At 60.8% G+C, this 23,879-nt stretch carries 27 protein-coding genes; 17 read left to right on the forward strand and 10 right to left on the reverse strand.

Annotated features, from left to right (window positions below; translation table 11 throughout):
• Positions 1-53 precede the first annotated feature (53 nt).
• Positions 54-269: a DUF1127 domain-containing protein gene (locus ACI3GR_RS11490; protein WP_407494640.1), complete on the reverse strand. Its 216-nt coding sequence runs from the start codon at positions 267-269 to the stop codon at positions 54-56.
• Positions 270-392: 123 nt separating this feature from the next.
• Between ACI3GR_RS11490 and ACI3GR_RS11495 the strand changes: the two genes are divergently transcribed.
• Positions 393-1,292 (forward strand): LysR family transcriptional regulator, encoded by a 900-nt coding sequence (locus ACI3GR_RS11495; protein ID WP_407494641.1) that lies wholly within the window; start codon positions 393-395, stop codon positions 1,290-1,292.
• Here ACI3GR_RS11495 and ACI3GR_RS11500 read toward each other — a convergent pair.
• On the reverse strand, positions 1,282-2,241 hold the full coding sequence (locus ACI3GR_RS11500) for an NADPH:quinone oxidoreductase family protein (RefSeq protein WP_407494642.1): 960 nt from the start codon (positions 2,239-2,241) through the stop codon (positions 1,282-1,284). The two genes, ACI3GR_RS11495 and ACI3GR_RS11500, sit on opposite strands and share 11 nt — an antisense overlap.
• A 304-nt stretch (positions 2,242-2,545) precedes the next feature.
• Between ACI3GR_RS11500 and ACI3GR_RS11505 the strand changes: the two genes are divergently transcribed.
• The 3 genes from ACI3GR_RS11505 to ACI3GR_RS11515 all read left to right on the forward strand — a co-directional run bounded on the left by ACI3GR_RS11505 (position 2,546) and on the right by ACI3GR_RS11515 (position 5,118).
• Positions 2,546-2,911 carry a helix-turn-helix domain-containing protein gene (locus ACI3GR_RS11505; protein WP_407494643.1) on the forward strand — a complete coding sequence of 122 codons (366 nt, stop codon included), beginning with the start codon at positions 2,546-2,548 and terminating at the stop codon, positions 2,909-2,911.
• A 75-nt stretch (positions 2,912-2,986) separates the two neighbouring features.
• Positions 2,987-3,775 (forward strand): histidinol-phosphatase, encoded by a 789-nt coding sequence (gene hisN, locus ACI3GR_RS11510; protein ID WP_407494644.1) that lies wholly within the window; start codon positions 2,987-2,989, stop codon positions 3,773-3,775.
• 8 nt (positions 3,776-3,783) lie between these two features.
• Positions 3,784-5,118, forward strand: coding sequence for an 8-oxoguanine deaminase (locus tag ACI3GR_RS11515; protein ID WP_407494645.1), 1,335 nt, complete (start codon positions 3,784-3,786; stop codon positions 5,116-5,118).
• Positions 5,119-5,144: 26 nt separating this feature from the next.
• Here ACI3GR_RS11515 and guaD read toward each other — a convergent pair whose 3' ends face one another.
• Positions 5,145-6,434 (reverse strand): guanine deaminase, encoded by a 1,290-nt coding sequence (gene guaD, locus ACI3GR_RS11520; protein WP_407494647.1) that lies wholly within the window; start codon positions 6,432-6,434, stop codon positions 5,145-5,147.
• A 128-nt stretch (positions 6,435-6,562) separates the two neighbouring features.
• On the opposite strand from guaD, the gene mgtE reads away from it, so the two are divergent.
• From mgtE to ACI3GR_RS11565, 9 genes are all read left to right on the forward strand, one after another.
• Complete coding sequence (gene mgtE / locus ACI3GR_RS11525; protein WP_407494648.1) at positions 6,563-7,957, forward strand: magnesium transporter; 1,395 nt, start codon at positions 6,563-6,565, stop codon at positions 7,955-7,957.
• Complete coding sequence (locus ACI3GR_RS11530; protein WP_407494649.1) at positions 7,954-8,517, forward strand: 5-formyltetrahydrofolate cyclo-ligase; 564 nt, start codon at positions 7,954-7,956, stop codon at positions 8,515-8,517. Before mgtE ends, ACI3GR_RS11530 begins: the two co-directional genes overlap by 4 nt.
• 66 nt (positions 8,518-8,583) lie before the next feature.
• Complete coding sequence (gene aroA, locus ACI3GR_RS11535; protein ID WP_407494650.1) at positions 8,584-9,930, forward strand: 3-phosphoshikimate 1-carboxyvinyltransferase; 1,347 nt, start codon at positions 8,584-8,586, stop codon at positions 9,928-9,930.
• 81 nt (positions 9,931-10,011) lie between these two features.
• Positions 10,012-10,638: a (d)CMP kinase gene (locus tag ACI3GR_RS11540; RefSeq protein ID WP_407494651.1), complete on the forward strand. Its 627-nt coding sequence runs from the start codon at positions 10,012-10,014 to the stop codon at positions 10,636-10,638.
• Positions 10,639-10,972: 334 nt separating this feature from the next.
• Positions 10,973-11,137 (forward strand): hypothetical protein, encoded by a 165-nt coding sequence (locus tag ACI3GR_RS11545; RefSeq protein WP_407494652.1) that lies wholly within the window; start codon positions 10,973-10,975, stop codon positions 11,135-11,137.
• Between the two features lie 254 nt (positions 11,138-11,391).
• A complete protein-coding gene (rpsA, locus tag ACI3GR_RS11550) occupies positions 11,392-13,071 on the forward strand; it encodes a 30S ribosomal protein S1 (RefSeq protein WP_407494653.1) in 1,680 nt (559 codons plus the stop codon).
• 315 nt (positions 13,072-13,386) lie between these two features.
• Positions 13,387-13,671, forward strand: a complete 285-nt coding sequence (gene ihfB / locus ACI3GR_RS11555) for an integration host factor subunit beta (RefSeq protein ID WP_407494654.1) — start codon at positions 13,387-13,389, stop codon at positions 13,669-13,671.
• A 1-nt stretch (position 13,672) separates the two neighbouring features.
• A complete protein-coding gene (locus tag ACI3GR_RS11560) occupies positions 13,673-14,014 on the forward strand; it encodes a lipopolysaccharide assembly protein LapA domain-containing protein (protein WP_407494655.1) in 342 nt (113 codons plus the stop codon).
• Positions 14,015-14,041: 27 nt separating this feature from the next.
• Positions 14,042-14,683 carry a phosphoribosylanthranilate isomerase gene (locus ACI3GR_RS11565; protein WP_407494657.1) on the forward strand — a complete coding sequence of 214 codons (642 nt, stop codon included), beginning with the start codon at positions 14,042-14,044 and terminating at the stop codon, positions 14,681-14,683.
• On the opposite strand, the gene ACI3GR_RS11570 is transcribed toward ACI3GR_RS11565, so the two are convergent.
• The 3 genes from ACI3GR_RS11570 to ACI3GR_RS11580 form a co-directional block, all read right to left on the reverse strand.
• Positions 14,680-15,519 (reverse strand): 4-(cytidine 5'-diphospho)-2-C-methyl-D-erythritol kinase, encoded by an 840-nt coding sequence (locus tag ACI3GR_RS11570; protein ID WP_407494659.1) that lies wholly within the window; start codon positions 15,517-15,519, stop codon positions 14,680-14,682. The genes ACI3GR_RS11565 and ACI3GR_RS11570 overlap by 4 nt on opposite strands.
• A 1-nt stretch (position 15,520) precedes the next feature.
• On the reverse strand, positions 15,521-17,209 hold the full coding sequence (locus tag ACI3GR_RS11575; RefSeq protein ID WP_407494661.1) for a tetratricopeptide repeat protein: 1,689 nt from the start codon (positions 17,207-17,209) through the stop codon (positions 15,521-15,523).
• A 149-nt stretch (positions 17,210-17,358) separates the two neighbouring features.
• Positions 17,359-19,008: an electron transfer flavoprotein-ubiquinone oxidoreductase gene (locus ACI3GR_RS11580; protein WP_407494663.1), complete on the reverse strand. Its 1,650-nt coding sequence runs from the start codon at positions 19,006-19,008 to the stop codon at positions 17,359-17,361.
• 310 nt (positions 19,009-19,318) lie between these two features.
• Between ACI3GR_RS11580 and greA the strand changes: the two genes are divergently transcribed.
• Together greA and ACI3GR_RS11590 are read left to right on the forward strand one after the other, a co-directional pair.
• Positions 19,319-19,789, forward strand: a complete 471-nt coding sequence (greA, locus tag ACI3GR_RS11585) for a transcription elongation factor GreA (protein ID WP_407494665.1) — start codon at positions 19,319-19,321, stop codon at positions 19,787-19,789.
• Between the two features lie 26 nt (positions 19,790-19,815).
• Positions 19,816-20,835 (forward strand): hypothetical protein, encoded by a 1,020-nt coding sequence (locus tag ACI3GR_RS11590; RefSeq protein ID WP_407494667.1) that lies wholly within the window; start codon positions 19,816-19,818, stop codon positions 20,833-20,835.
• Here ACI3GR_RS11590 and mobB read toward each other — a convergent pair.
• Positions 20,828-21,328, reverse strand: coding sequence for a molybdopterin-guanine dinucleotide biosynthesis protein B (gene mobB, locus ACI3GR_RS11595; protein WP_407494669.1), 501 nt, complete (start codon positions 21,326-21,328; stop codon positions 20,828-20,830). The genes ACI3GR_RS11590 and mobB overlap by 8 nt on opposite strands.
• The gene (gene mobA / locus ACI3GR_RS11600; protein WP_407494670.1) at positions 21,325-21,924 is read right to left on the reverse strand and encodes a molybdenum cofactor guanylyltransferase MobA; all 600 of its coding nucleotides are present in this window, start codon (positions 21,922-21,924) and stop codon (positions 21,325-21,327) included. The genes mobB and mobA overlap by 4 nt, the downstream gene beginning before the upstream one ends.
• Before the next feature lie 110 nt (positions 21,925-22,034).
• On the opposite strand from mobA, the gene ACI3GR_RS11605 reads away from it, so the two are divergent.
• Both ACI3GR_RS11605 and ACI3GR_RS11610 read left to right on the forward strand, forming a co-directional pair.
• Complete coding sequence (locus ACI3GR_RS11605; protein ID WP_407494671.1) at positions 22,035-22,754, forward strand: AzlC family ABC transporter permease; 720 nt, start codon at positions 22,035-22,037, stop codon at positions 22,752-22,754.
• Positions 22,751-23,077 (forward strand): AzlD domain-containing protein, encoded by a 327-nt coding sequence (locus ACI3GR_RS11610; protein WP_407494672.1) that lies wholly within the window; start codon positions 22,751-22,753, stop codon positions 23,075-23,077. The genes ACI3GR_RS11605 and ACI3GR_RS11610 overlap by 4 nt, the downstream gene beginning before the upstream one ends.
• Before the next feature lie 22 nt (positions 23,078-23,099).
• On the opposite strand, the gene ACI3GR_RS11615 is transcribed toward ACI3GR_RS11610, so the two are convergent.
• Together ACI3GR_RS11615 and ACI3GR_RS11620 are read right to left on the reverse strand one after the other, a co-directional pair.
• Positions 23,100-23,657: a lipoprotein gene (locus ACI3GR_RS11615; RefSeq protein ID WP_407494673.1), complete on the reverse strand. Its 558-nt coding sequence runs from the start codon at positions 23,655-23,657 to the stop codon at positions 23,100-23,102.
• 40 nt (positions 23,658-23,697) lie between these two features.
• Positions 23,698-23,832: an aa3-type cytochrome c oxidase subunit IV gene (locus tag ACI3GR_RS11620; RefSeq protein WP_407494674.1), complete on the reverse strand. Its 135-nt coding sequence runs from the start codon at positions 23,830-23,832 to the stop codon at positions 23,698-23,700.
• Positions 23,833-23,879: the final 47 nt, after the last annotated feature.

Genomic DNA, 23,879 nt, shown 5'->3' on the forward strand with positions numbered 1-23,879 from the left:
CGGGAAGCTGAGGCGCGTTTTCAAGGCTCTCTGCCCTTGGTTGGTGAAGATTGTTACTTCAGCCAGTTGGAGGGCACATCCCAGACCGGGCGCGCGGCTTCTTTGTGCGCATCGCGGTGCGAAACGCCGATGTCCTCAAGCGCGCGAGCATCCAGATCGGCCAGCGCCTGACGCGACCGAGACAGCGCCAGCAAAGAGAAAGTCGCCCCGATGAAGGAAAAGGAGCGGTGCAGCCCGGAAAGGGCGGAAGAGTTGGACATCGTCGACATGGTGTAACCTTTCTAATCGTGATGTATAAGTCCGTTTGCATAATTCATGTTGATGTATATGGCTGAGTGTGTTCTGTTTTTGAAATGAATGTTTCTGACGATTTTCATCACGGGGATTGATGAATGCGTAATCTTGATATGACTGCCCTGCGCAGCTTTGTGGCCGTCGCCGATCACGGTGGTGTCACGCGTGCAGCCGGCGTTCTGAACTTCACGCAGTCGGCTGTGTCGATGCAGTTGAAGCGGCTGGAAGAATTGTTGGGGGTCACCCTGTTGGACCGGACGACGCGCCGGATCGCGCTGACGGCAGAGGGTGAGCAATTGCTGGGGTACGCTCGGCGGATCATCGACCTGAACGATGAGGCCATGTCGCGCCTGACCAGCGACGCCTTCGAAGGAGAGATCGTGATCGGCGTGCCGCACGACATCGTCTATCCGGTCATCCCCCGCGTGCTAAAGCGGTTCAACGCAGAATTTCCACGGGTCAAGGTGCAGCTTATCTCGGGCTACACCAGCAAGCTGAAGGGCGATTTCGCGCGCGGGCTGGTCGATCTGATCCTGACGACCGAAGCCGCGCCCGATGGTGACGGTGAGGTTCTGGACGAACGTCGCCTGTGCTGGATCGGTGCGCCGGGCGGAACGGCCTGGCGGCAGCGGCCGTTGCGATATGCGGCGGCCCGGACCTGTTTGTTCCGAACCTCGGCCATCCGATCATTGGACGACGCTGGTATCGACTGGGAAAACTCGGTCGACACAGAACAGGACCGCACGGTCGAGGCGACGATCTCGGCCGACCTTGCAATCGGTGCCATGCTGGAAGGGACGATCCCCGGTCAGCTGACCGAAGTCGCGCACAACGGAGAGCTGCCCCAGATGGGAGAGCATAAAATCTGCATGTATGCGCAGGATCGCGGTGCGCCGCAGATCGTGGACCGCCTGCAGGTGATGTTGCGCGCGGGCTTTTCCGGCAATGACGCGCTGCCGCTTCATGCTGAACGGCAGCTTCAGGCGGTTACATCGTAATCACGACCTTGCCGGTCGAGGCGCGGGATCGCAGCAGTTCCAACCCCTCTGCGGCACGGTCCAGCGGCAGGGTGTGACTGATGTGCGGGCGGATTTTCCCGCTGGCCGCCCATTCGAACAGGGTCGCAAGGCTATCGGTGATCACCTTCGGGCGGAACTTGAGGTAGCCGCCCCAGTAGAACCCCAGAACGTCGATGTTCTTGACCAGCAGGTGGTTCGCCGGGATCTGCGGCACGTCACCCGAGGCGTGGCCGATCGCCAGCAACCGCCCTTCGGGCTTCATGGCGCGGAAGGCGGCCCGAAACGGATCGCCCCCGACAGCGTCATAGACGACATCGGCCCCGCCAAGTGCCTTGAGCTTTTCACGCAATTCCGGATCGGTGGCGTCGATCAGGTGATCCGCCCCGGCCTTGCGCGCGACCTCTAGCTTGGCGTCGCCTCGGGCAACCGCGATGACCTTTGCGCCCATAATGTGCCCCAGCTCGACCGCGGTCAGGCCGACGCCGCCAGCGGCCCCAAGCACAACCAGAGTTTCGCCGGGTTGCAGCCGCGCCTTGTGGTCCAGCGCGACGTGGCTGGTGCCATAGGCGATCTGTAGCGCGGCCGCGTCCTCAAAGCTGACGGCATCTGGCAGGCGCACGATCTTTTCTGCCGGATAGGTCCCGTAATCGGCCAGACCGCCCGACCCGCCAAAGACAGCCACCCGGTCGCCCACCGACAAACCCGTGACGCCCGCGCCAAGGGCATCGATCTGACCGGATGCTTCCATGCCCATTGTGAAGGGAGGGGTCGGATTGTCCTGATATTTGCCCTTCATCATCAGCAGATCGGCAAAGTTCAAACCACAGGCCGCCGTACGGATCCGTACCTCGCCTTCTGCGGGTTCTGGAATGAGCGTATCGGAAAGGACGGGGTCTTGGTTAAGCTCGGTCAGGACGAAGGCGCGCATGGTGTTCCGTGGGTTGATTCGGGGGTCAGTTATCGGATCTGTTTGAAACTTGTGCAAATTTCTGCGGTGTGTCCAATCGTTACGAAGGGTCAGTATTGTTGCCTCTAAGGGATGTTTACGTAACTTTGCCCCAACGTCACTTTCGACCCGGTTTCGGTAATTTACTTGCGCGAATGACTATTAATGGTAACCTTCTTAGACCTTTTCGTGGGTGTGGAGCAGTTTTAGCAACCTTTGGTTGATCTTTTTTTGTGACATTTAGTTTCAGATTTTTCTCCACTTCGGTGAGTTCGAGGAGAGCGCAATGACGCACCCAGTTGATGTTCATGTCGGAAAACGCATTCGGCACCGCAGGTGGCTTGTCGGCATGACTCAGCAACAGCTCGCTGAACGTGTCGGGATCAAGTTCCAGCAAATTCAGAAATACGAGACAGGCGCCAACCGTGTCAGCGCATCCCGTCTGTGGGACATCGCCGATGCGCTGGATATTCCGGTGAACTTCTTCTTCGAAGGTCTGAACGAAGACGCGCCGAAGCAGCAGAACGGTATCCCCGCCGACATCATGGGCGATAAAGAAGCGCTGGATCTGGTGCGCTCTTACTACGCCATTCCAGAAGCGCAGCGCCGTCGCCTGTTCGAACTGGCCCGGGTTCTTAGCGACGTCGCCTGAAAGCACCGTCGATCCTAAAGATGGGGCGCCACGGGGCGCCTTTTCTAATTCTGCGGTCTGACTTATAGCCAAGGCATGGACCGACAGCAGATCATCGCGACCGCAGACGAAATGGCCGACGCCGCCCGCGCCGCCATCCTTCCCTATTTTCGTACCTTCGGCCTCAGCGCCGAAAACAAGCTGGACGACGGATTTGACCCTGTCACCGCCGCCGATCACGCCGCCGAACGTGCGATGCGGGACGTTTTAGCCCGCCGCCGTCCCGACGACGCGATCCTGGGCGAAGAGTTTGGCGAAACCGAAGGCACCAGCGGGCTGACCTGGGTTTTGGATCCGATCGACGGCACACGCGGCTTTATCTCGGGCACGCCGACCTGGGGCGTTTTGATCGCCGTGTCGGACGACAGTGGGCCTTTGTTCGGTATCGTCGATCAGCCTTACATCGGCGAACGGTTCGAAGGCGGCTTTGGCCGCGCCAGCCTGACCGGGCCGCATGGCACGATGCCACTGCGTACCAGTACGGTCTCAAAAGTGGCTGAGGCGAAAATCTTTACGACATTCCCCGAGGTTGGGACCGAAGCGGATCGTCAGGCCTTTCAGGCTGTGGCGGCACAGGCCCGGCTGACCCGCTATGGCATGGACTGCTATGCCTATGCTCTGGTCGCGTTGGGACAGGCTGATCTGGTGATCGAGGCCGGGTTGAACGCCTATGACATTCAGGGCCCGATGGCGGTCGTTACTGCTGCGGGCGGAATCGTGACGGATTGGTCGGGTGGCCCGGCGCATCATGGTGGGCGGGCCATTGCGGCGGCCAACGAAACGCTGCACGCTGAGGCCTTGGAGTTGTTGAAACCCTTCGTCTAGAGGTGCCCATGTCCGAGATCCTGATCCAAGGAGCCGATACGATCCTGACCATGGATGAGGATCGGCAAGAGTTGTCGGGGGCCGATATTCTGATCCGTGACGGGGTGATCGCCGCTGTGGGCACTGGCCTGACAACGCAGGGTGACACGGTGTTGGCGCAGGGGTGTGTCGTGACCCCGGGCCTCGTCAATACGCACCATCATTTGTACCAGACCCTGACGCGTGCCGTGCCCGGCGGTCAGGATGCGCTGTTGTTCGGATGGCTGAAGACGCTTTACCCCATCTGGTCGCGTTTCGGACCCGAGGAGATGCGGATCTCGGCCCTGACCGGCATGGCTGAGTTGATGCTGTCGGGGTGCACGCTGACCTCGGACCACCTGTATTTATACCCCAACGGGTCGCGTCTGGACGACACCGTTGAGGCCGCGCAAGAGATCGGGATGCGGTTTCATCCGACACGCGGCGCCATGAGTATCGGGGAAAGCAGCGGCGGTCTGCCCCCGGATTCTTTGGTCGAGAAGGAAGATGCGATTCTGTCGGATTGCATTCGGGTGATCGAAGCGTTCCATGATCCGTCCGAGGGGGCGATGGTCCGCGTCGGTGTCGCGCCCTGTTCACCGTTTTCTGTAAGCCGTGAATTGATGCGGGATGCTGCTATCTTGGCGCGTGACAAGGGTGTCATGCTGCACACGCATCTGGCGGAAAACGACGAAGACATCGCCTATTCGCTGGAACAGTTCGGCTGTCGCCCGGGCCAATATGCCGAAGACCTTGGCTGGACCGGACCTGACGTCTGGCACGCGCATTGCGTCAAGTTGGATGGGCAAGAGATCAACCTTTTTGCGGGCTCTCGTACCGGGGTGGCGCATTGCCCCTGTTCGAATTGCCGCCTTGGGTCGGGGATCGCTCCGGTCCGGGCGATGCGCGATGCGGGTGTGCCTGTCGGCTTGGGCGTGGATGGATCAGCATCCAACGACGCGGCCAGCCTGATCGGTGAGGCACGGCAGACGATGTTGTTGCAACGCGTGTCCCTGGGCGCGGACGCGATGAGCGCGCGGGAAGCATTGGAAATCGCGACGCGCGGCGGGGCGGATGTGTTGGGTCGGCCTGACTGTGGCCGGATTCAGGTGGGCGCACGGGCGGATATCGCCGTCTGGGATGTGTCAGGTGTAGAAAGCGCCGGATCGTGGGATCCTGCCGCGATCCTTCTGGCCGGTCCACGACGCGTGCGGGATTTGTTTATCGAAGGTCGTCAGGTTGTCCGTGACGGGCATGTGACGACAATCGATCTGGGCCGTGTGGTTGGTCATGCGAACCGTTTGGCGCGGGCGCTCGCGGGGTAGGGTGGGTTTGTAACCCACCTTCGCGATCAGACGACCCGACCGCCGATCCACGTCGCCCGTACGGCCCTGTCGTCGCCCATCATGATAGTGGCGAAGACCTCTTCCCAGTCGTCGTCGGCCCGGTCGGTCCGCTGCGCGATCGCGGGGGTGGAGGCGAGGTCGAGGATGACTAGGTCTGCCTCCCTACCTTTTTCCAACGTCCCGATCTTGTCACCCAGCCGCAGGGCTTCGGCCGAACCTGCCGTCGCCAGCCACATCAGTTGCGCGGCATGTAGCGGCGTGCCGCGCAGTTGGCCAACCTCGTAAGCGGCGGCCATGGTGCGCAACATAGAGAAAGACGATCCGCCGCCGGTGTCAGTTGCCAATCCCACGCGCTGACCTGCCGCCTTCAGTCCAGCCATATCGAACAGGCCAGAGCCGATGAACGTGTTCGAGGTCGGGCAATGGACCAGCGCCGCGCCGACCTCTTTCAACCGGTCCTGTTCGCGCGGCTCCAGATGGATGGCGTGGCCATAAAGTCCGTTTGCGCCAAGCAGACCGTGTTGTTCGTAGGTGTCCAGATAATCGCGCGCATCCGGGTACAGGCTGCGGACCCATTCGATTTCATCGGTCTGTTCCGACAGGTGGGTCTGCATCAGGCACTCAGGATGTTCGGCCCAGAGCGCACCGATGGCCGACATCTGTTCAGGTGTCGAGGTCGGCGAAAAACGCGGGGTGATGGCATAGGACAGGCGGTCCACCCCGTGCCATTTCTCCAACAGCGCCTTGCTGTCGTCATAGGCGGATTGTGCGGTATCTTGCAGGTCATCGGGCGCGTTGCGGTCCATGCAGGTTTTGCCCGCGACGATCCGCTGACCGCGTGACTGCGCCGCGCCCATCAGCGCGTCGACTGAGGTGGGGTGGATCGTGCAGAAGCTACAGACTGTCGTGGTGCCATTGGCCGCCGTCAGATCCAGATACCGTGCCGCGACCTCTGCCGCATACGCCGGATCGGCAAAGCGCATTTCCTCGGGAAATGTGTAGCTGTTCAGCCAGTCGATCAGCCGCTTGCCCCATGACGCAATGATCGCGGTCTGGGGATAGTGCACATGGGCGTCGACGAACCCTGGACAGATCAGGTCGCGCCCATAGGAAATCTCGGTCACGTCGGGCCAATTTCGGCGCAGGTCGGCGACCGGGCCGATGTCAGCGATCAGCCCATTATCCAGCATAACGCCCCAGTCGGTTTCGATGCGCAACGCCTCGGTCGCATGGGTCGTGAAGGGATCTGCAAGGGTGCGCAGGACACGGCCTGTCAGAAGGGTGGGCTGGGGCATTGTCGTCTCCGGTTCCGCGCTGCAGCGTAGCCTGTGGGCGCAAGCGCGTAAACGCATTAGAAAAGGGCGGACGACCATTGTTTTCGCAATAGGTTGTCCACTATGACTACCCCGCGAAGGAGCGGCCAATGAGCGAACCCGAAGAGCTTGTCGAGGAGTACGAGCGTCCCGAAGAGGATTCCTACACGCTGGACCGCAAGGTCGTAGCGGCGATCCTGTACGCGGTCGATACCGACAACCGCGACCAGCTGGTCGAGCTGATGGAGCCGCTGCACGCCGCCGACATCGCCGACCTTCTGGAACAGATCAACGCTTATGACCGGCGTCGATTGATCCTGCTGTACGATAAGGAATTCGACGGGGAAATCCTTTCGGAACTGGGCGATAACGTCCGGGAAGAGGTCATTTCGATGCTGAAGCCAGACGTTCTGGCCGAGGCAGTTCGAGAGCTTGATTCCGACGACGTCGTCGATCTGGTCGAATACCTAGAGGACGAGCAGCAAGAAGCGATCCTTGACGCGCTGGAAGACAGCGATCGGGTGGCCGTTGAACAGGCGCTGTCCTACCCCGAGGAGTCCGCCGGTCGTCTGATGCAGCGCGAGGTCGTCGCGGTGCCGGAACATTGGAACGTCGGGCAGGCGATTGATTACATGCGCCGCCGCGATGATCTGCCGGAACAATTCTACCACGTCATCCTGACCGATCCGCGGTTCAAGCCTGTGGGCCACGCAACTCTGGGCATGTTGATGGCCAGCCCGCGCAAGACGCCACTGCTGGACCTGACCGAGCCGTCCTTCCGGACCTTCAACGCGGCGGTGGACGAAGGCGACGTGGCTTATGCGTTCAACCAGTACCACCTGATCTCGGCCCCCGTTGTGGACGATGACGACCGTCTGGTGGGCGTGATCACCATCGATGACGCGATGATCGTGCTGGATGAAGAACACGACGAAGACATCCTGCGTCTGGCCGGGGTGAGCGAGGAAAGCTCTCTGGCCGACCGCGTGATCGAAACGACAAAGCGCCGCTTTCCTTGGCTGGCGGTGAACCTTGTGACGGCGATTCTGGCATCATTGGTGATTGCGCAATTCGAAGCGACGATCGCGCAGTTCGTGGCGCTGGCCGTGCTGATGCCGATCGTGGCGTCAATGGGGGGCAATGCGGGTACGCAGTCATTGACCGTTGCGGTGCGATCTATCGCGACCAAGGACCTTACGGGCGCGAACGTCTGGCGGGTTATCCGCCGGGAATGCGCCGTGGGTCTGATCAACGGGGTGATCTTTGCGGTGGTGATGGGGATCGTCGGCATCCTGTGGTTTGGATCGCCCGCCCTTGGATACGTGATCGCCCTTGCGATGGTGATTAACCTTGTCGTCGCCGGTTTGGCCGGGACGGTCATCCCCGTGATCCTTGACCGTGTGGGCGTTGACCCGGCTCTGGCCTCGGGCGCGTTTGTGACGACGGTGACGGATATCGTTGGGTTCTTTGCCTTCCTTGGCCTTGCCGGTGTGATCCTGCTGTGAGCCTTGTTGACGAAAAGACCGAAGCGCGGCGTGCGGCCTTTGCCCGCCGATCCGCAGCCCACAAGATGAACCGCGGCGGCGCGTCCGGCATGTTATCCGAAGTCTTGGCAGGCCATCGCGGTGTGCCAGTTGCAGGATACCTGCCCATCAAAACCGAGATCGATCCCCGCGGTGCCATGGCCGAGGCCTCGGCCTACGGAGAGGTCGGGGTGCCAGTCATACAAGGTGCGGGCCAGCCGCTGATCTTTGCGCAATGGGTGCCCGAGATACCGTTGGTCGACGGGCCTTTCGGTGCACAGGTGCCAGAAGAAATCCTGCCCATCATTCCCCAGATCGTCATTGTCCCACTGGTTGCCTTCGACCGACGTGGCGGGCGGTTGGGGTATGGCGGCGGTTTTTACGACCGCACGCTGGAGTGGCTGAGAAATAAGGGCCCGGTCATGGCCATCGGGTTCGCCTATGGCGCGCAAGAGGCGGATCACCTGCCGCTAGAGCCGACGGACCAGCCGCTGGATTTGATCGTGACCGAGCGGCGGGTGATCGAACCGATCACGGCATAAGATTTCCGCGATTTACGGCGCTAACACCGCAGGCTAAAACGCCGCGACGATGTAGGAGGCCCCATCATGTCCGCCCATGGCACACCGATCCCAATGCAAGCCACGGCCTCTGGCCCTTTGACCGGCGTGGCCGATGTGCCGGGGGACAAGTCAATCTCGCACCGGTCGCTGATCCTTGGGGCGATGTCGATTGGGGAAACGCGGATTTCCGGGCTGTTAGAAGGCCAGGACGTTTTGGACACCGCGAAAGCGATGCAGGCCTTTGGCGCAGAGGTCGAGGATTTGGGCGGCGGCGAATGGCGGGTGCATGGCGTCGGTGTTGGCGGCTTTGCCGAACCTGAGGATGTGATCGACTGCGGCAACTCTGGCACCGGGGTGCGTCTGATCATGGGCGCAATGGCGACGTCACCGATCACCGCGACGTTCACTGGCGATGCCAGTTTGAACAAGCGCCCGATGGCGCGGGTGACCGATCCGCTGGCTCTGTTCGGTGCGCAGGCCGTGGGCCGTGAAGGCGGGCGGTTGCCGATGACCATCGTAGGGGCCGCAGATGCCGTGCCTGTGCGCTACGTGGTGCCGGTGCCCTCGGCCCAGGTGAAATCGGCGGTGTTGCTGGCGGGGTTGAACGCGCCGGGCCAGACGGTGGTGATCGAAAAAGAGGCCACCCGCGATCATACCGAACGGATGTTGGCCGGATTTGGCGCAACCATCACGACCGAAGAAACGGAAGAAGGCCGGGTTATCACATTGACCGGGCAACCGGAACTGACGGGCCAGACGATCGTGGTGCCGCGCGATCCATCCTCTGCGGCCTTCCCGGTCTGTGCGGCGTTGATCGTGCCGGGGTCTGACGTGCTGGTCCCGAACATCGGTTTGAACCCGACGCGGGCCGGATTGTTCGACACGCTGCGCGATATGGGCGCTGACCTGACCTACGAGAACCCGCGCGAAGAGGGCGGAGAGCCAGTGGCGGACCTGCGCGCAAGATTCTCGCCAAACCTGAAGGGCATTGAAGTCCCGCCAGAGCGCGCGGCCTCGATGATTGATGAATACCCTGTCCTATCAGTCGTTGCGGCCTTTGCGGAAGGGCGGACCGTCATGCGCGGCGTCAAAGAGCTGCGGGTCAAAGAAAGCGACCGGATCGACGCGATGGCCGTGGGCCTGCGGGCCAACGGAATTGATGTGGACGAAGGCGAAGACTGGTGGATCGTCACCGGCAAGGGGCATGGCAATGTGCCGGGCGGTGCGACTGTCGTGACCCAGCTGGATCACCGGATCGCCATGTCGTTCTTGTGTCTGGGCATGGCGTCGAACGCGCCGGTGACGCTGGATGATGGCGGGCCTATCGCCACGTCCTTTCCAATATTTGAACCGCTGATGACCACGCTTGGGGCGCAGATTACGCGGGTGTAAGCTGACGCGGGCTGGCCATATGTGGCAAAGGCTGGCATCAAGAAGCCCCGAATTCTTCACGTCCGAAGCTCCGAGGTATGCATGAGACTGACGATTGCCATCGACGGACCTGCCGCAGCCGGTAAAGGGACGATTTCCCGCGCCCTCGCGCAGGCGTTTGGGTTGCCGCATCTGGATACCGGGCTGATCTATCGTGCAACGGGGCGCCGGACATTGGACGGAACCGACGCGATGGAGGCTGCGCGCACGCTGTCCTCGGACGATCTGGCGGCTGACGATTTGCGCACGCCTGAAGTGGCACGCGCCGCCAGCGTCGTGGCCGCGATCCCGGATGTCCGCGCGGCCTTGGTTGACTTCCAACGCGCCTTTGCTCGTCGACAGGGTGGGGCGGTGCTGGATGGGCGTGACATCGGAACGGTCATCTGCCCGGAGGCCGAGGTGAAATTCTTTGTCACCGCATCGGATGACGTGCGTGCGCAGCGTCGGCACAAGGAATTGGTGGAAACCGGGCATGACGTCGAACTGGCGGATGTGCTGGCTGACCTGCGCGAACGCGATGCACGAGATTCGGCGCGGGCCTCGGCCCCGATGATCGCTGCGCCGGATGCGATCACGCTGGATACCTCTCATATGGACATCGACGCAGCGGTGCAGGCGGCCATCGATATCGTCGTCGACAAGACCGGCGTTCATCCCACTGCCGAGTAAACAGGCATCTGACGGGCTTGGTGCAGATTTGAAGCGACTTGGTCGGGGTTCGCAGCGTGCCCGCCTTCTTTCTGACACGCTTGGAAAGTAGCCTAGAGCAACGAGCAGAGTGGCCGGCACACCCGTCAGCGGAAAATAGCGCAAGCCAGACGAAAACCGTTGAGGAAATCCGTGCCGTGGCATACCTGCCCGTCACCTCGTCAAACGCGTGCAGAATCGCGTGCGGGGGTGCATGGCCGATAGGGTCGGATCCGGGGCGTTACATCGCACCGAAAGTTCGGGTCAGATTGGTTTGTGTGTTAATGTTATCAAGGTCTTACATAGGCAGGCTAAAATGACCGATCAAAGCAACCTCCCCCAAGTGGACGCGGGCGCTCAGCCCGTTACGCAGCCCCAAGACCAGACGCCCGATTGGCGCACGCTGGATTTCGCTGCCGATTGTCTGTGCACCCGTTCGGTCGCACAGCCGGACGCGCAGACCGCCTCCAAGCGCGGCTAAGGGTCTCGGCCTACTGGCCGGACCGGACAGCAGGCCCTTGCCGGAACCTGTGGCAAGGGCACTTTAGGCTTGATTTACTGGGCTGGGGACGGTATCCGCGCCCCTGTCGAAAAGGCACCAAGCCGCGATCAGAGAAGCGAGCAGGGTCGGAACTACCGGCCCTTTCTCATTTCCGGCTGCTCAAATGACCAACCCAAGACCGGCGGAGACAACCGCTCGGCCAGTATAAACCTTGAAAAGGAACTCATAGCCACATGGCTCAGAACGCATCCATGGAGGAATTCGAAGCCCTCCTTAATGAAAGCTTCGAAATGGACACCCCCGAAGAGGGTTCGGTTGTCAAAGGTAAGGTCATCGCGATTGAAGCGGGCCAAGCCATCATCGACGTCGGCTACAAAATGGAAGGCCGCGTTGATCTGAAAGAATTCGCAAACCCCGGTGAAACCCCTGAAATCGCTGTTGGCGACGAAGTCGAGGTTTACCTGCGCGCAGCTGAAAACGCTCGTGGTGAAGCAGTTGTTTCCCGCGAAATGGCCCGCCGCGAAGAAGCCTGGGACCGTCTGGAAAAAGCCTACGCCGACGACGCTCGCGTCGAAGGTGCGATCTTTGGTCGTGTCAAAGGCGGCTTCACCGTCGATCTGGGTGGCGCAGTTGCGTTCCTTCCCGGTTCGCAGGTTGACGTGCGCCCCGTGCGCGACGCTGGCCCGCTGATGGGTCTGAAGCAGCCGTTCCAGATCCTGAAAATGGACCGTCGTCGTGGCAACATCGTTGTGTCGCGTCGCGCAATCTTGGAAGAATCGCGTGCCGAACAGCGTGCCGAAGTCATCGGCAACCTTGAAGAAGGTCAGGCTGTTGAAGGCGTCGTCAAAAACATCACCGAATACGGCGCATTCGTCGATCTGGGCGGTGTTGACGGTCTGCTGCACGTCACCGACATGGCATGGCGCCGTGTGAACCACCCGTCTGAGATCCTGTCGATCGGCGAAACCGTCAAGGTTCAGGTCATCAAGATCAACAAAGACACGCACCGCATTTCGCTGGGCATGAAGCAGCTGCAGGAAGATCCGTGGGATCTGGTTGCTGCGAAGTACCCGCTGGAATCCGTGCACACCGGTCGCGTCACCAACATCACCGACTACGGTGCATTTGTTGAGCTGGAGCCCGGCGTCGAAGGTCTGGTCCACGTGTCCGAAATGTCCTGGACCAAGAAGAACGTGCACCCCGGCAAGATCGTCTCGACCTCCCAGGAAGTCGAAGTCATGGTTCTGGAAATCGACGGTGCCAAGCGCCGCGTGTCCCTGGGCCTCAAGCAGACGATGCGCAACCCGTGGGAAGTGTTTGCAGAAACGCACCCCGAGGGCACGCTGGTCGAAGGCGAAGTCAAGAACATCACCGAATTCGGTCTGTTCATCGGCCTCGACGGCGACATCGACGGCATGGTTCACCTGTCCGACATTTCGTGGGACGAGCGTGGCGAAGATGCAATCCAGAACTACCGCAAAGGCGATATGGTTCAGGCGGTCGTGTCCGAAGTTGACACCGACAAAGAGCGTATCTCTCTGTCCATCAAAAACGTTGGCGGCGACAAGTTTGCTGACGCGGTTGGTGGCGTGAAGCGCGGTTCCATCATCACGGTTGAGGTCACCTCGATCGAAGATGGCGGTATCGAAGTGGAATACGAAGGCATGAAGTCCTTCATCCGCCGCTCTGACCTGTCCCGTGACCGTGCCGATCAGCGCCCCGAGCGTTTCTCGGTCGGTGACCACGTTGATGTTCGCGTGACCAACGTCGACAGCAAGACCCGCCGTCTGGGTCTGTCGATCAAAGCACGCGAAATCGCCGAAGAGAAAGAGGCCGTGGAACAGTACGGTTCCTCCGACTCCGGCGCATCGCTGGGCGACATTCTGGGCGCAGCGCTGAAGTCCGACGACTAAGGCTGACGCTGACAAAAATTTGGAAAGGCCCCGGCAGTGTCGGGGCCTTTTTCTTTTGGGTATACTGGATTTCTTCCTGTTTGCTGCGCACGCACTTGCGTCGAATCACTGACTTTGCTGCGTTGCGGCGTTTGTGATTCCGGCGTTAACCTTTGCCGTCCAAGCAGAAATTATGCATTTCAAGGTCGCAAAACGCGGATTTTGCATGAAAAAATCCGGGGCTTTACGGCGGGACCCCGTTTCGGGACCTCACAAATGCTCCTATAGTCGTGAGGTGTCCGATTGCGCTGCCACGTGACCAGGGAGATAAAACCAATGATCCGTTCTGAGCTGATTCAGAAAATCGCTGACGAAAACCCGCACCTTTACCAGCGGGATGTCGAAAAGATCGTCAACGTGATCTTCGACGAAATCATCGAAGCGATGGCGCGGGGCGATCGGGTGGAACTGCGCGGCTTTGGCGCGTTCTCGGTCAAAAAGCGGGACGCACGCACTGGCCGGAACCCGCGGACGGGTGAAGCGGTTGATGTGGAAGAAAAGCACGTGCCGTTTTTCAAAACTGGCAAGCTGCTGCGTGATCGTCTGAACGGACAAGCCTGACATGAAATACATCCGGTATCTTTTCCTGCTCTGCCTTGCGGTGGTGCTGATCGCGGTGGCTTTGGCGAACCGCGAATTTGTGCAACTTCAGCTGTTGCCCGAAGGCTTGGCGCGTGTGATCGGAATGAACCCGTCGACCAGCCTGCCGCTGTTCGTGGTGATCTTTGGCGGCGTGGTGGCTGGCTTGCTGATTGGCTTCGTCTGGGAATGGCTGCGTGAACACAAGCACCGCGCCGAGGTCAGCCGCAAAGAACGCGAGGTTGGTAAGCTGGAGCGTGAAGTCAAAAAGCTGAAGGGCGAAAAGAACCAAGGCAAGGACGAGGTTCTGGCGCTGCTGGACTGATCCGACCGCTTGGCCTAGGTCTGCGCCATGGATACCCGAGTGAAAATCTGCGGCCTCAGCCGCCCCGAGGACGTGGACACCGCTGCAAGGGCAGGGGCCGTCTATGGCGGGTTCGTCTTTTTCTCGAAATCTCCGCGTAACGTGTCATTGGATGTGGCGCGCGATCTGGCCCTCGGCGCGCCTGTCGGGTTGGCCAAGGTCGCATTGGTCGTCGATGCAGATGACGCGCTGATCGACGCGCTGGTCGATCAGGTGCCTTTGGACATGCTTCAGTTGCACGGGCACGAGAGCCCAGAGCGCGTGGTAGAACTTCGGTCGCGGACCGGGTTGCCCGTGATGAAGGCCGTGGGCGTCGCCGGCCCGGAAGATTTGGCAGTGATTGCCACCTACGAGCAAGTTGCCGATCAGATCCTGATTGATGCCAAGCCGCCTAAGGGCGCTGACCTGCCGGGTGGGAATGGTCTGGCCTTTGACTGGCGTCTGCTGACGGGCCGCAAATACTGGACGCGGCCGTGGATGCTGGCCGGCGGATTGCATGCCGGCAACGTAGCCGAGGCGGTGCGCTTGACCGGCGCGCGGCAGGTCGATGTGTCTTCCGGCGTGGAGTCTGCCCCCGGGGTCAAGGATGCCGAAAAGATCAGGGACTTCGTGGCAGCCGCCAAGGGCTAGCGCAGCGTGACGGGCTGAACCCACCACGAGGTATCGGCCAATCGTGACGCCATAGCCTCGGCCTTGTCGCGGGTGTCGGTCAGGGCGAAGCAGGTTGCGCCAGAGCCGGACATGCGGGCCAACAGACACGCCGGGTCCTTCGACAGGCGCGTCAGCACATCGGTAATCACCGGCGCGATGGCGCATGCTGCGGGTTCCATGTCATTGCGGGTGGTCTTGAGCCAGTCGATCAGGCTGGCGGTGTCGGGCCAGTCTTGCAGTGCGGGCATCGGTGGATTGTCACGCTTTGTCATGGCCTTGAAGACCTGAGGGGTCGGCACGTCGACGCGTGGATTGACCAGCACCGCGTGCAGCGGTGGGAGTGGGGGCAGGGGTGTGACGATTTCCCCGATACCCTGCATCCGCGCAACTGAGGCGATCAGGCATACCGGAATATCTGCGCCCAGTCGGTACGCGTCGCTCGGGGTGCCACGGCCTGTCAATTTGGCCACGCCGCGCAAAGTCGCTGCGGCGTCAGACGACCCGCCCCCTATTCCAGCGGCAGCGGGCAGGTGTTTTTCCAAATCCACATGGGCTGTCGTGTCTGCGAAGGCCAAGGCCTTCATGACAAGGTTGCGTGCGTCATCCGGTACGCCGTCGGCCAAGGGGCCGGTGACTGTCATCGATGCCTGCGGCGCAGTGCGGATGGTCAGCCGATCACCCACATCCGCGAAGACGACGAGCGAATCTAGTAGGTGATAGCCATCAGAACGTTGGCCTGTGACATGCAGGGTCAGGTTTATCTTGGCCGGGGCGAATTCTTCGACCCGGTCCTTTTGCACATGATCGGCGGTCATCTTAGCCGCCGTTCGAGCTTTCCTGTGCAACCTTCAGCGGTTCGGAACCTTCTTCGGCCAGAACGGCGTCCAGCCCGACTTCAAGCTTGCGGCGGATGCGTTCTGCGTCCTTGGTGTCAGGATCGAAGGAAAGGGCGCGCTGCCACTGGAATTCAGCCTCAAGGAACCGACCGACGGCCCAGAAGACATCGCCCAAGTGATCCGTCACGATCGGATCGACAGGCATCAGTTCCGAGGCGCGTTCCATGTGGCTGACGGCTTCGTCATAGCGGCCAAGGCGGTAGAGCGCCCAACCCAGACTGTCGAGGATAAAGCCGCTGTCGGGCCGCGCTTCGGCGGCGCGTTCGATCATCGACAGCGCCTCTTCCAGCTTTTCCTGCTTTTCGACCAGAGAATAGCCAAGGTAGTTCAGCACGCGCGGATGCTCTGGGTTGAACTTCAGAGCGGCGCGGAAGTCAGCCTCTGCCTCGGGCCAGTGATCCAGACGTTCGTGGCTGATGCCGCGCACGTAAAGGACAAACCACTGACTGCGGTCGTCCTTGTCGTACAACGAAATTGCCGTGTCATAGGCTGTGATGGCGTCAACCAATCGGTTCATGGATCGCAGCAGATCGCCCCGTGTGGTGTGAACGATCGGCATATCCGGGTGGCTTTCGGCGAGCTGGTCCAGCACCTCCAGCGCGGCGTCGGGGCGGCCAGACGCACGCAATGCTTCGGCGCGGCCCAATTCGGCGGCATGGAAGGCGGGGTTGTCGCGTGGAACCTGGCGATAGGCACGGGTGGCCAGTTCGGGCCGGCCCATGTCTTCCAGCAACTCTGCGGACAGCAGAAGGGCGTCGATATGGTCCTTGCGCAGGTTTTCGGCCACGCGGGAATAGATCAGGGTGTAGTCGTTCGACGCTTCACCCTTCAGCGCGGCGGCGACGGAATAGAAAATCTCAGCCACGCCGTCGGTGATGCGGGTCACATGCGTGAACGGCAGCACCTCACCAGCAACCAGATTTGACCGCATCTTGGTCAGACCGGGGTCCAGATCCTTGCCGAAAAGCGCGTCCAGCAGGCGCAGCGCTTCTATGTTGCGGTCCAGCTGGCTAAGAACTTCGATCCGCGCCATGGCACCGCGACGCGTCATCTGCAGCGGGCCCGCGCTTTCGTCGGAATAAATCGATTCAGAAGCCTCGTAATCGCCGACCATCGCAAGCGCCATGGCCTTGTGATACAGCGCGAAACCGCGCAGGCCTTTGGTCGTGGCGACCTGATCAAACGACTTTAGCGCTGCGCCCATATCGCCCTGACCCAACTGCGCCCAAGCAACCATCAAGCCGTCGACCAGCGGGCCAACGCCACGGTTTTCCGCCACACGGGCCATGATGGCGTCGTACTGATCGGTCTGAAATTCGTGTGCTGCAAGAATCGCCCGGGCGATCTGGCTGTCGATGGCATTGCGTTCCATACGCTCCGCAATCGGGACGGCGCGGTCCAGCGCACCGGAGGACAGTTGCGACAGTGCCGCGCCTTCCAGCAACTGGGGATTCTTTGGGTCATCGCCCAAGGCGCGCACGTAATAATAGACGGCCGCATCATAATCGCCCGACACCTGCGCCTGTCTTGCGGCCAGATAATCCCCCGAGTTTCCTGCAAAAGCGGGTGCGGTCAACGCCGTGGTGGCGGCCAGCACGAGTGCGGTCATTCTTGGAAGTCTGATCATCTCATCCCTCACCTGTTTGGGGTTCTCACAGCGTAAGGGACGGAAATGAACAAATGCAATGCGGGGCGCCAATTTGACGCCCCGCATTGGAAAATTGTGATCGTTTGACGACAGCGGCGAAAATTCGCTGCTTACATATTAGGATAATTCGGCCCGTCGCCGCCCTGTGGCGTCGTCCAGACGATGTTCTGCTGCGGGTCCTTGATGTCGCAAGTCTTGCAGTGGACGCAGTTCTGGAAGTTGATCACGAACTTGGGGTCCTTGCCGTCTTCGGTTACAAATTCATAAACACCCGCCGGGCAATACCGCGCCGAAGGGCCTGCGTATTTCGGCAGGTTGTCGTGCACCGGGACGTTCGGGTCCTTCAGCTTCAGGTGTGCCGGCTGGCTTTCTTCGTGGTTCGTCATCGAGAAGCTGACATTGGTCAGACGGTCGAAGGACAGTTTGCCATCGGGCTTGGGATAGTCGATCGGCTTGTGCTGCGATGCCAGTTCGGTGGCTTCCGCATCCGTCTTGCCGTGCTTCATCGTTCCCAGCAGCGAGAAGCCGAAAGTGTTGGTCCACATGTCGAACCCGCCAATCGCCAGCGACGGGAACAGGCCGTACTTGGACCACAGCGGTTTGACGTTGCGGACCTTTTTCAGGTCTTTGCCGATGGCGCCCTTGCGGACTTCTTCTTCGTAGTCGTGCAGTTCATCACCAGACCGGCCGGCCTTGATCGCGGCATGGGCCGCTTCGGCCGCCGCTTTGCCGGACAGCATCGCGTTATGGTTGCCCTTGATCCGGGGCACGTTGACCATGCCGACGGAACAACCCAGCAGTGCCACGCCGGGTGCGACCATCTGGGGCATCGATTGATAGCCGCCTTCAGAAATCGCGCGTGCGCCGTATGCGACGCGTTTGCCGCCTTCCAACAGCTCGGCCACCATCGGGTGATGTTTGAAGCGCTGGAATTCCATGTAAGGGAACAGGTGCGGGTTCTTGTAGTTCAGGTGAACCACGAAACCGATCAGAACCTGATTGTTCTCAAAGTGGTAGATGAAGGACCCACCGCCCGCTTCGCCGCCCAGAGGCCAGCCCATGGTGTGGGTCACTGTGCCTTCGCGGTGCTTGGCGGGATCGATTTCCCAGATCTCTTTCATGCCAAGGCCGTATTTCTGCGGCTCTTTGCCATCGGACAGGCCGTATTTTTCGATCACCTGCTTGGACAGAGACCCGCGCACGCCTTCGGACAGGAAGACGTATTTGCCGTGCAGCTCCATCCCCGGCTCATAGCCCGGGCCTTCGGTGCCATCGGGGTTGCGGCCGAATTCGCCGGCGACGACGCCCTTAATGGTGCCGTTTTCGCCATAGACCAGTTCGGAACAGGCCATGCCGGGGAAAATCTCGACGCCCAGTTCTTCGGCCTGTTCAGCCATCCAGCGGCAGACGTTGCCCATCGACACGATATAGTTGCCGTGGTTGTTCATCAGCGGCGGCATGGGGAAGTTCGGCACGCGCAGCTTGCCTGCTTCGCCCAGCATATAGAAGTTGTCTTCTTTGACGGGGACGTTCAGCGGCGCGCCCTTTTCCTTCCAGTCAGGGATCAGCGCATCCAGACCCGAGGGATCCAGCACGGCACCCGACAGGATATGCGCGCCCACTTCAGAGCCTTTTTCCAGAACGACGACCTCTAGGTCAGCGTCCAGCTGTTTCAGGCGAATGGCGGCGCTGAGGCCCGCGGGGCCAGCCCCCACGATGACCACATCGTATTCCATCGTCTCGCGCTGCACATCGGTCATGTTCTTTCCTCTCCCTAGGCGGCTCGTCTGAGAAATTATGTTTCGCCGTGAATATCGTGCCGCAGCGCGGCGGGTCAATTGTAACGGCGTGTCATTTTGGCTTTTGCAGGTCCAAAGTCACGGTTTTTCGTCTTCTGTTTGGCTAAATAGGGCGCTCGGCGGCCTTGTCCTGCGATTCTTGGCGGGGGGACGCGCGGTTTGGGCCATTCCCCTTGCAATTGGCGGGCTGATTGGGTGAATTATCCAGAACTGAAAGCGTGCAAAGGGGCCTTGGTCAAAGGCCCCTTCGTTATTACCCGTGGAGGACCGCATGGAAAAGATCCCGATGACTCGCGAAGGTTTCGTCGCGTTGGAGGCGGAATTGAAGCACCTGAAAAGCGTGGAGCGTCCCGAGATCATCAAAGCCATCGCCGAAGCGCGAGAGCTAGGCGATCTGTCCGAGAACGCGGAATATCATTCGGCACGCGAAAAACAGTCGTTCATCGAAGGCCGGATCAAAGAGCTTGAGGGCGTGATCTCTTTGGCGGATGTGATCGACCCCAAGACCTTGTCGGGGACGGTGAAATTCGGCGCCAAGGTTACGGTCGTTGACGAAGACACGGACGAAGAAAAGGTCTGGCAGATCGTCGGCGAATACGAAGCCAACATCGAAAAGGGCCTGCTGAACGTCAAATCGCCCATCGCGCGTGCGCTGATCGGCAAGGACGAAGGCGACTCGGTCGAGGTGCGGACCCCCGGGGGCGAACGGTCTTACGAGATCCTGAAGATCGAATACAGTTAAGGGGTGATCCCCAGCTTGGGCGCAGCATGACCGACGATTCCGATCCTTCCCCGACACCTGTGGGTGTCTACGACCAGCGCGCGCCAGAGGAAAAGTCGCCCGCTGAACGCATCGCTATCGTCGTGTCTGTCCTGTGGTTGTTGGGGTCAGGCGCCTTCTTCTTGTTTCTGCGCAACCCGGATGGGGCGCAGGAGGGATCATTTGATCCGCTGATTTTCATCATGGTGCTGATGGCGGTATTCCTGCCGATCGCGATGTTCTGGGTGGCAGCGGTCGCCGCGCGATCCAGCCGTACGATCCGCGAGGAAAGCCAACAACTGCGCGCCGCGATCGACGCAATCCGAGAAAGCTATATCGCCGAGATGCAGCGCAGTCAGGGGCATGGCGAAGGCAGCATTGCGCAGAAGCTGGATGAAATCGCCGCCGCGCAACGCAAGACCGAATCCGCGCTGGCCACGTTCCACACCACGCGTACGGCCGAAGCACCCAAGCCCGTGGCTGAACCGACGCCCGTCCCACCCGCCGAAGAACAGGTCGACCTGCCACTGGAGGTCGCGCCGGAAAATGACGTCGCGCCGCTGCCGCGGGCCACGTTCATCCGCGCGCTGAATTTTCCCGAAACGGCCGAAGACGAGGTCGGTTTTGCCGCGCTTCGCCGTGCGCTGACCGATCGGCAAGCCGCGAACCTGATCCAGGCGGCACAGGATATCCTGACCCTGCTGTCTCAGGACGGGATCTACATGGATGATCTGCGTCCTGACATGGCCCGGCCCGAGATCTGGCGTCGCTTTGCTGCGGGCGAACGTGGGCGGGTGGTCGCCGCATTGGGCGGCATCCGCGATCGGTCCTCGCTGGCATTGACCGCAGGTCGGATGCGGCAGGACCCTGTGTTCCGCGACGCGGCGCATCATTTCCTGCGGCGGTTCGATCAGATGTTTGTGGAGTTCGAAAAGACCGCCAGCGATCAGGAAATCACCGAACTGTCCGAAACCCGCACGTCCCGTGCCTTCATGCTGCTGGGACGGGTCGCCGGGGTCTTTAACTGATCTGCAGATAGTCCCGAATGAACGCTGCAATGGCCTGCGTATCGTTCAGGTCAAAGACCGGCTGGCTTTGGTCACATAGCTCTGGCGCGTCTGCGGCGACGGCAACGATGCCGGTGTCGTCCGCGGCCAGATAGGGCTGTCCGGTGGCTTGCCGATGCGCCTCAATCCGGGGGTGGGGGCCGCGCTTGTAGCCTTCGACCAAAATCAGATCGACCGGTGCCAGTTTGGACAACAACTCCGGCAACTCAGGCTCTGGCGCATCGCGAAGTTCGTGCAGGATTGCCCAACGAGAGCCGGATACCACCAGCGTTTCCTGCGCCCCGGCTTCGCGGTGTCGATAGCTGTCCTTGCCCGGCTGATCCAGATCGACGCTGTGGTGCGTGTGTTTCACTGTCGATACGGATAGGCCCTTTGCGGTGAAATGCGACACCAGCCGCTCCATCAGCCCGGTCTTGCCAGAGTTCTTCCAGCCAGCGATGCCCATAACCTTCATGCGGTATTATCCAGATAAGCTTGCGCGCGGGCAAGATCGTCCGGCGTGTTGACGTTGGAGAACCCGTCGGGCGTTGTCGCAGGAAACTCTGCCCGGTGCGCGCCAACGGCAGAGGTCCAGTCGGTGACCTTGCGGCTGCCTTGTTCGATCGCCAAGGCCAGATCAGCGGCCAAGGCGGTGGGCCACAAACCGCACACCGGATGATCGCGGCCTGCGCTTGCGGCGATTGCGGGCGTCGTTGTCGGGTCGCCTGACGCCAGCATTAGGCGCGGGATCAGATCGCCGGGAAGGAACGGCGCATCGGCTGGGACGGTAATGACGAAATCATCGGTGCTGGCCCAACGCATCGCGGTCAGGATGCCAGCCAAGGGACCGGGATGATCTTCGACCACGTCCGCCAACAGATCGACCCCAAGCGCTTCATAGGCGGGGTCTGCGCGGTTCACGTTCACGGCGATTTGCCCGGCTTGCGGCGCGATCCGGTCCATTACATGGCCGATCAGAGGACGACCCGCCAACGTCTGCAACGCCTTGTCGGCCCCGCCCATACGCCGTGACAATCCACCGGCCAGAATGACCACGCACGGCGCGTTCATGCGGCGCGGCCTGGGATCAGCGCAAGGGCGTGTTTGTGGGTGGGCTGCAATTGCATAGGTTGGATCGAGGGCATAGGAACGGTTTCGGACTTCCTTACGTGTAAAACCACATGCCCTCCACCACTTCCCATATGTTTTGGCGCGGATTTCGCGACGGCGCGCCGTTTTTGCTGGTGGTTGGTCCGTTCTCAATCCTGTTTGGCGTGGTCGCGGCCGAAGCGGGGTTGAATGTATTAGAGGCGTTGGGTTTTTCCGTGGTGGTCATCGCGGGCGCGGCGCAATTCACCGCGTTGCAACTGCTGCGCGACGATGCACCGACGGTGATCGTGATCCTGTCGGCGCTGGCAATCAATCTGCGAATGGCGATGTATTCCGCGACGCTAACGCCGCATCTGGGTAAGGCGCCGCTGTGGCAGCGTGCTTTGGTGGCGTATTTCCTTGTAGATCAGAGCTTTGCCTTAGCCTCGGCGAAGTTTGACAAAGAGCCTGCGCTGACTGTCCCGCAGAAGGTCGCCTATTTCTTTGGGGTCGTCACGCCGATCTGCCCCATGTGGTACGTGCTGACCGTGGTCGGTGCGCTGATCGGAAACGCGATCCCGCCGGAATACGCTTTGGACTTTGCTCTGCCGATCACGTTTCTGGCCATGATCGCGCCGATGCTGCGATCTGTGCCGCATCTGACGGCCGCGATCGTTGCCGTGACCGCGTCGCTGGTGTTCGTAGGCTTGCCGCTGAACCTAGGCCTTCTGATCGCCGGGCTGCTGGGCATGATCGCCGGGGCGCAGGCCGAACTGTGGGTGGCGCGCCGACAAAAAGAGGTGTCGGCATGATCGACCGCGTAGAGCTTTGGTTTGTGATTGCCGCGCTTGGGCTGGGCAGCTTTGGCTTGCGGTTCGTTTTTCTGGGGATCGTCGGCGGGCGGGCGATGCCGGAATGGCTGCTGCGCCACCTGCGCTATACCGCCGCTGCTGTGCTGCCTGCGTTGGTCGCGCCGCTGGTCGTTTGGCCCGGTGCTACTGGTGGAGAGATCGATCCCCCCCGCCTGATCGCCGCCATCGCTGCCGTCGTGGTTGGATTGACCACGGGTCGGACACTGGCCGCGATCCTATGCGGGTTCGGCGCGCTTTACGCGATGATCTGGCTGCTGGGCTGACGCCCGGCAACACCTTTGGAAATCAATCGTTTTCGACGATCTGCGTGCTGCGTGCGCCCGCCACGGCCTTGAACTGCTTTTCCAGTTGCACCGGATAATAGGTCGGTTTGATCGACTGAAAGCCGGGCAGTGTCTGCAAAATCGACGAGGTGCTTTGCGCGCAATGGGCCGACCCGACTGGGCCGTTGGTTTTGACCTTCTGCAAGGCCATCTGCGCGACTTCGGCGCTGACCGGAATGGAAACCTTGTTCACCAAAAAGGTGGAGCGTGCGTGCGCACTGGAAAAGGCTTTTTCGACAGGTGGGGTAAAGCCGTAAAGTACATCGCCCGAGCGTATGACGTTTTCCGCCTTGAAGCCGCCTGCAGGGTCGAACAGCACACGTTCCGATGCGTTCACGCCAAGAGCCGTGTGAGCCCCGGCACCGGTGCGGCGATTGACGACGGTGTACAGAACCAGTTCGTTCGGGCCCCGGTTCGGAACCGCCAGCGCGGCCATTTCTGCCGGAGGCTGAAATTCGGGATTACGGATACAGCCCGCAAGAGCGGCGACCGCTACCAGGGCAAGAAACAGGCGCTTCATCGTCGTCTCCTGTCCGGGCGATCAGCCGCCCGATTGGAAATTAGCTGTTAAAAAGGGCGAGGAAGATCAGAATGCCGATCGAGATACCAGCGACCCAAGTCGAGGCTTTGACGAAACCTTCAAAGGTTTTTTCCTGAACTTCGATGTCCATTTCACCGTGCTTATGTTCGGCCATTGGGATGATCCTTGTCTTTGAACTAAGCGCTGATTAGCGGATTTGCG

Origin of the sequence: Pseudooceanicola aestuariicola (assembly GCF_045763785.1) — a bacterium.
GTDB lineage: Bacteria > Pseudomonadota > Alphaproteobacteria > Rhodobacterales > Rhodobacteraceae > Pseudooceanicola.

Excerpts from the sequence above, each read along its gene's own strand:
- greA (WP_407494665.1), top strand. The coding sequence starts at position 19,319 with ATGGAAAAGATCCCGATGACTCGCGAAGGTTTCGTCGCGTTGGAGGCG.
- ACI3GR_RS11575 (WP_407494661.1), bottom strand. The coding sequence starts at position 17,209 with ATGACCGCACTCGTGCTGGCCGCCACCACGGCGTTGACCGCACCCGCT.
- ACI3GR_RS11610 (WP_407494672.1), top strand. The coding sequence starts at position 22,751 with ATGATCGACCGCGTAGAGCTTTGGTTTGTGATTGCCGCGCTTGGGCTG.
- hisN (WP_407494644.1), top strand. The coding sequence starts at position 2,987 with ATGGACCGACAGCAGATCATCGCGACCGCAGACGAAATGGCCGACGCC.
- ACI3GR_RS11505 (WP_407494643.1), top strand. The coding sequence starts at position 2,546 with ATGACGCACCCAGTTGATGTTCATGTCGGAAAACGCATTCGGCACCGC.
- ACI3GR_RS11545 (WP_407494652.1), top strand. The coding sequence starts at position 10,973 with ATGACCGATCAAAGCAACCTCCCCCAAGTGGACGCGGGCGCTCAGCCC.
- ACI3GR_RS11495 (WP_407494641.1), top strand. The coding sequence starts at position 393 with ATGCGTAATCTTGATATGACTGCCCTGCGCAGCTTTGTGGCCGTCGCC.
- ACI3GR_RS11515 (WP_407494645.1), top strand. The coding sequence starts at position 3,784 with ATGTCCGAGATCCTGATCCAAGGAGCCGATACGATCCTGACCATGGAT.
- ACI3GR_RS11570 (WP_407494659.1), bottom strand. The coding sequence starts at position 15,519 with ATGACCGCCGATCATGTGCAAAAGGACCGGGTCGAAGAATTCGCCCCG.
- mobA (WP_407494670.1), bottom strand. The coding sequence starts at position 21,924 with ATGAACGCGCCGTGCGTGGTCATTCTGGCCGGTGGATTGTCACGGCGT.
- ACI3GR_RS11590 (WP_407494667.1), top strand. The coding sequence starts at position 19,816 with ATGACCGACGATTCCGATCCTTCCCCGACACCTGTGGGTGTCTACGAC.
- ACI3GR_RS11565 (WP_407494657.1), top strand. The coding sequence starts at position 14,042 with ATGGATACCCGAGTGAAAATCTGCGGCCTCAGCCGCCCCGAGGACGTG.
- aroA (WP_407494650.1), top strand. The coding sequence starts at position 8,584 with ATGTCCGCCCATGGCACACCGATCCCAATGCAAGCCACGGCCTCTGGC.
- rpsA (WP_407494653.1), top strand. The coding sequence starts at position 11,392 with ATGGCTCAGAACGCATCCATGGAGGAATTCGAAGCCCTCCTTAATGAA.
- ihfB (WP_407494654.1), top strand. The coding sequence starts at position 13,387 with ATGATCCGTTCTGAGCTGATTCAGAAAATCGCTGACGAAAACCCGCAC.
- ACI3GR_RS11490 (WP_407494640.1), bottom strand. The coding sequence starts at position 269 with ATGTCGACGATGTCCAACTCTTCCGCCCTTTCCGGGCTGCACCGCTCC.
- ACI3GR_RS11620 (WP_407494674.1), bottom strand. The coding sequence starts at position 23,832 with ATGGCCGAACATAAGCACGGTGAAATGGACATCGAAGTTCAGGAAAAA.
- mgtE (WP_407494648.1), top strand. The coding sequence starts at position 6,563 with ATGAGCGAACCCGAAGAGCTTGTCGAGGAGTACGAGCGTCCCGAAGAG.
- ACI3GR_RS11580 (WP_407494663.1), bottom strand. The coding sequence starts at position 19,008 with ATGACCGATGTGCAGCGCGAGACGATGGAATACGATGTGGTCATCGTG.
- ACI3GR_RS11605 (WP_407494671.1), top strand. The coding sequence starts at position 22,035 with ATGCCCTCCACCACTTCCCATATGTTTTGGCGCGGATTTCGCGACGGC.
- ACI3GR_RS11540 (WP_407494651.1), top strand. The coding sequence starts at position 10,012 with ATGAGACTGACGATTGCCATCGACGGACCTGCCGCAGCCGGTAAAGGG.
- ACI3GR_RS11615 (WP_407494673.1), bottom strand. The coding sequence starts at position 23,657 with ATGAAGCGCCTGTTTCTTGCCCTGGTAGCGGTCGCCGCTCTTGCGGGC.
- mobB (WP_407494669.1), bottom strand. The coding sequence starts at position 21,328 with ATGAAGGTTATGGGCATCGCTGGCTGGAAGAACTCTGGCAAGACCGGG.
- guaD (WP_407494647.1), bottom strand. The coding sequence starts at position 6,434 with ATGCCCCAGCCCACCCTTCTGACAGGCCGTGTCCTGCGCACCCTTGCA.
- ACI3GR_RS11500 (WP_407494642.1), bottom strand. The coding sequence starts at position 2,241 with ATGCGCGCCTTCGTCCTGACCGAGCTTAACCAAGACCCCGTCCTTTCC.
- ACI3GR_RS11560 (WP_407494655.1), top strand. The coding sequence starts at position 13,673 with ATGAAATACATCCGGTATCTTTTCCTGCTCTGCCTTGCGGTGGTGCTG.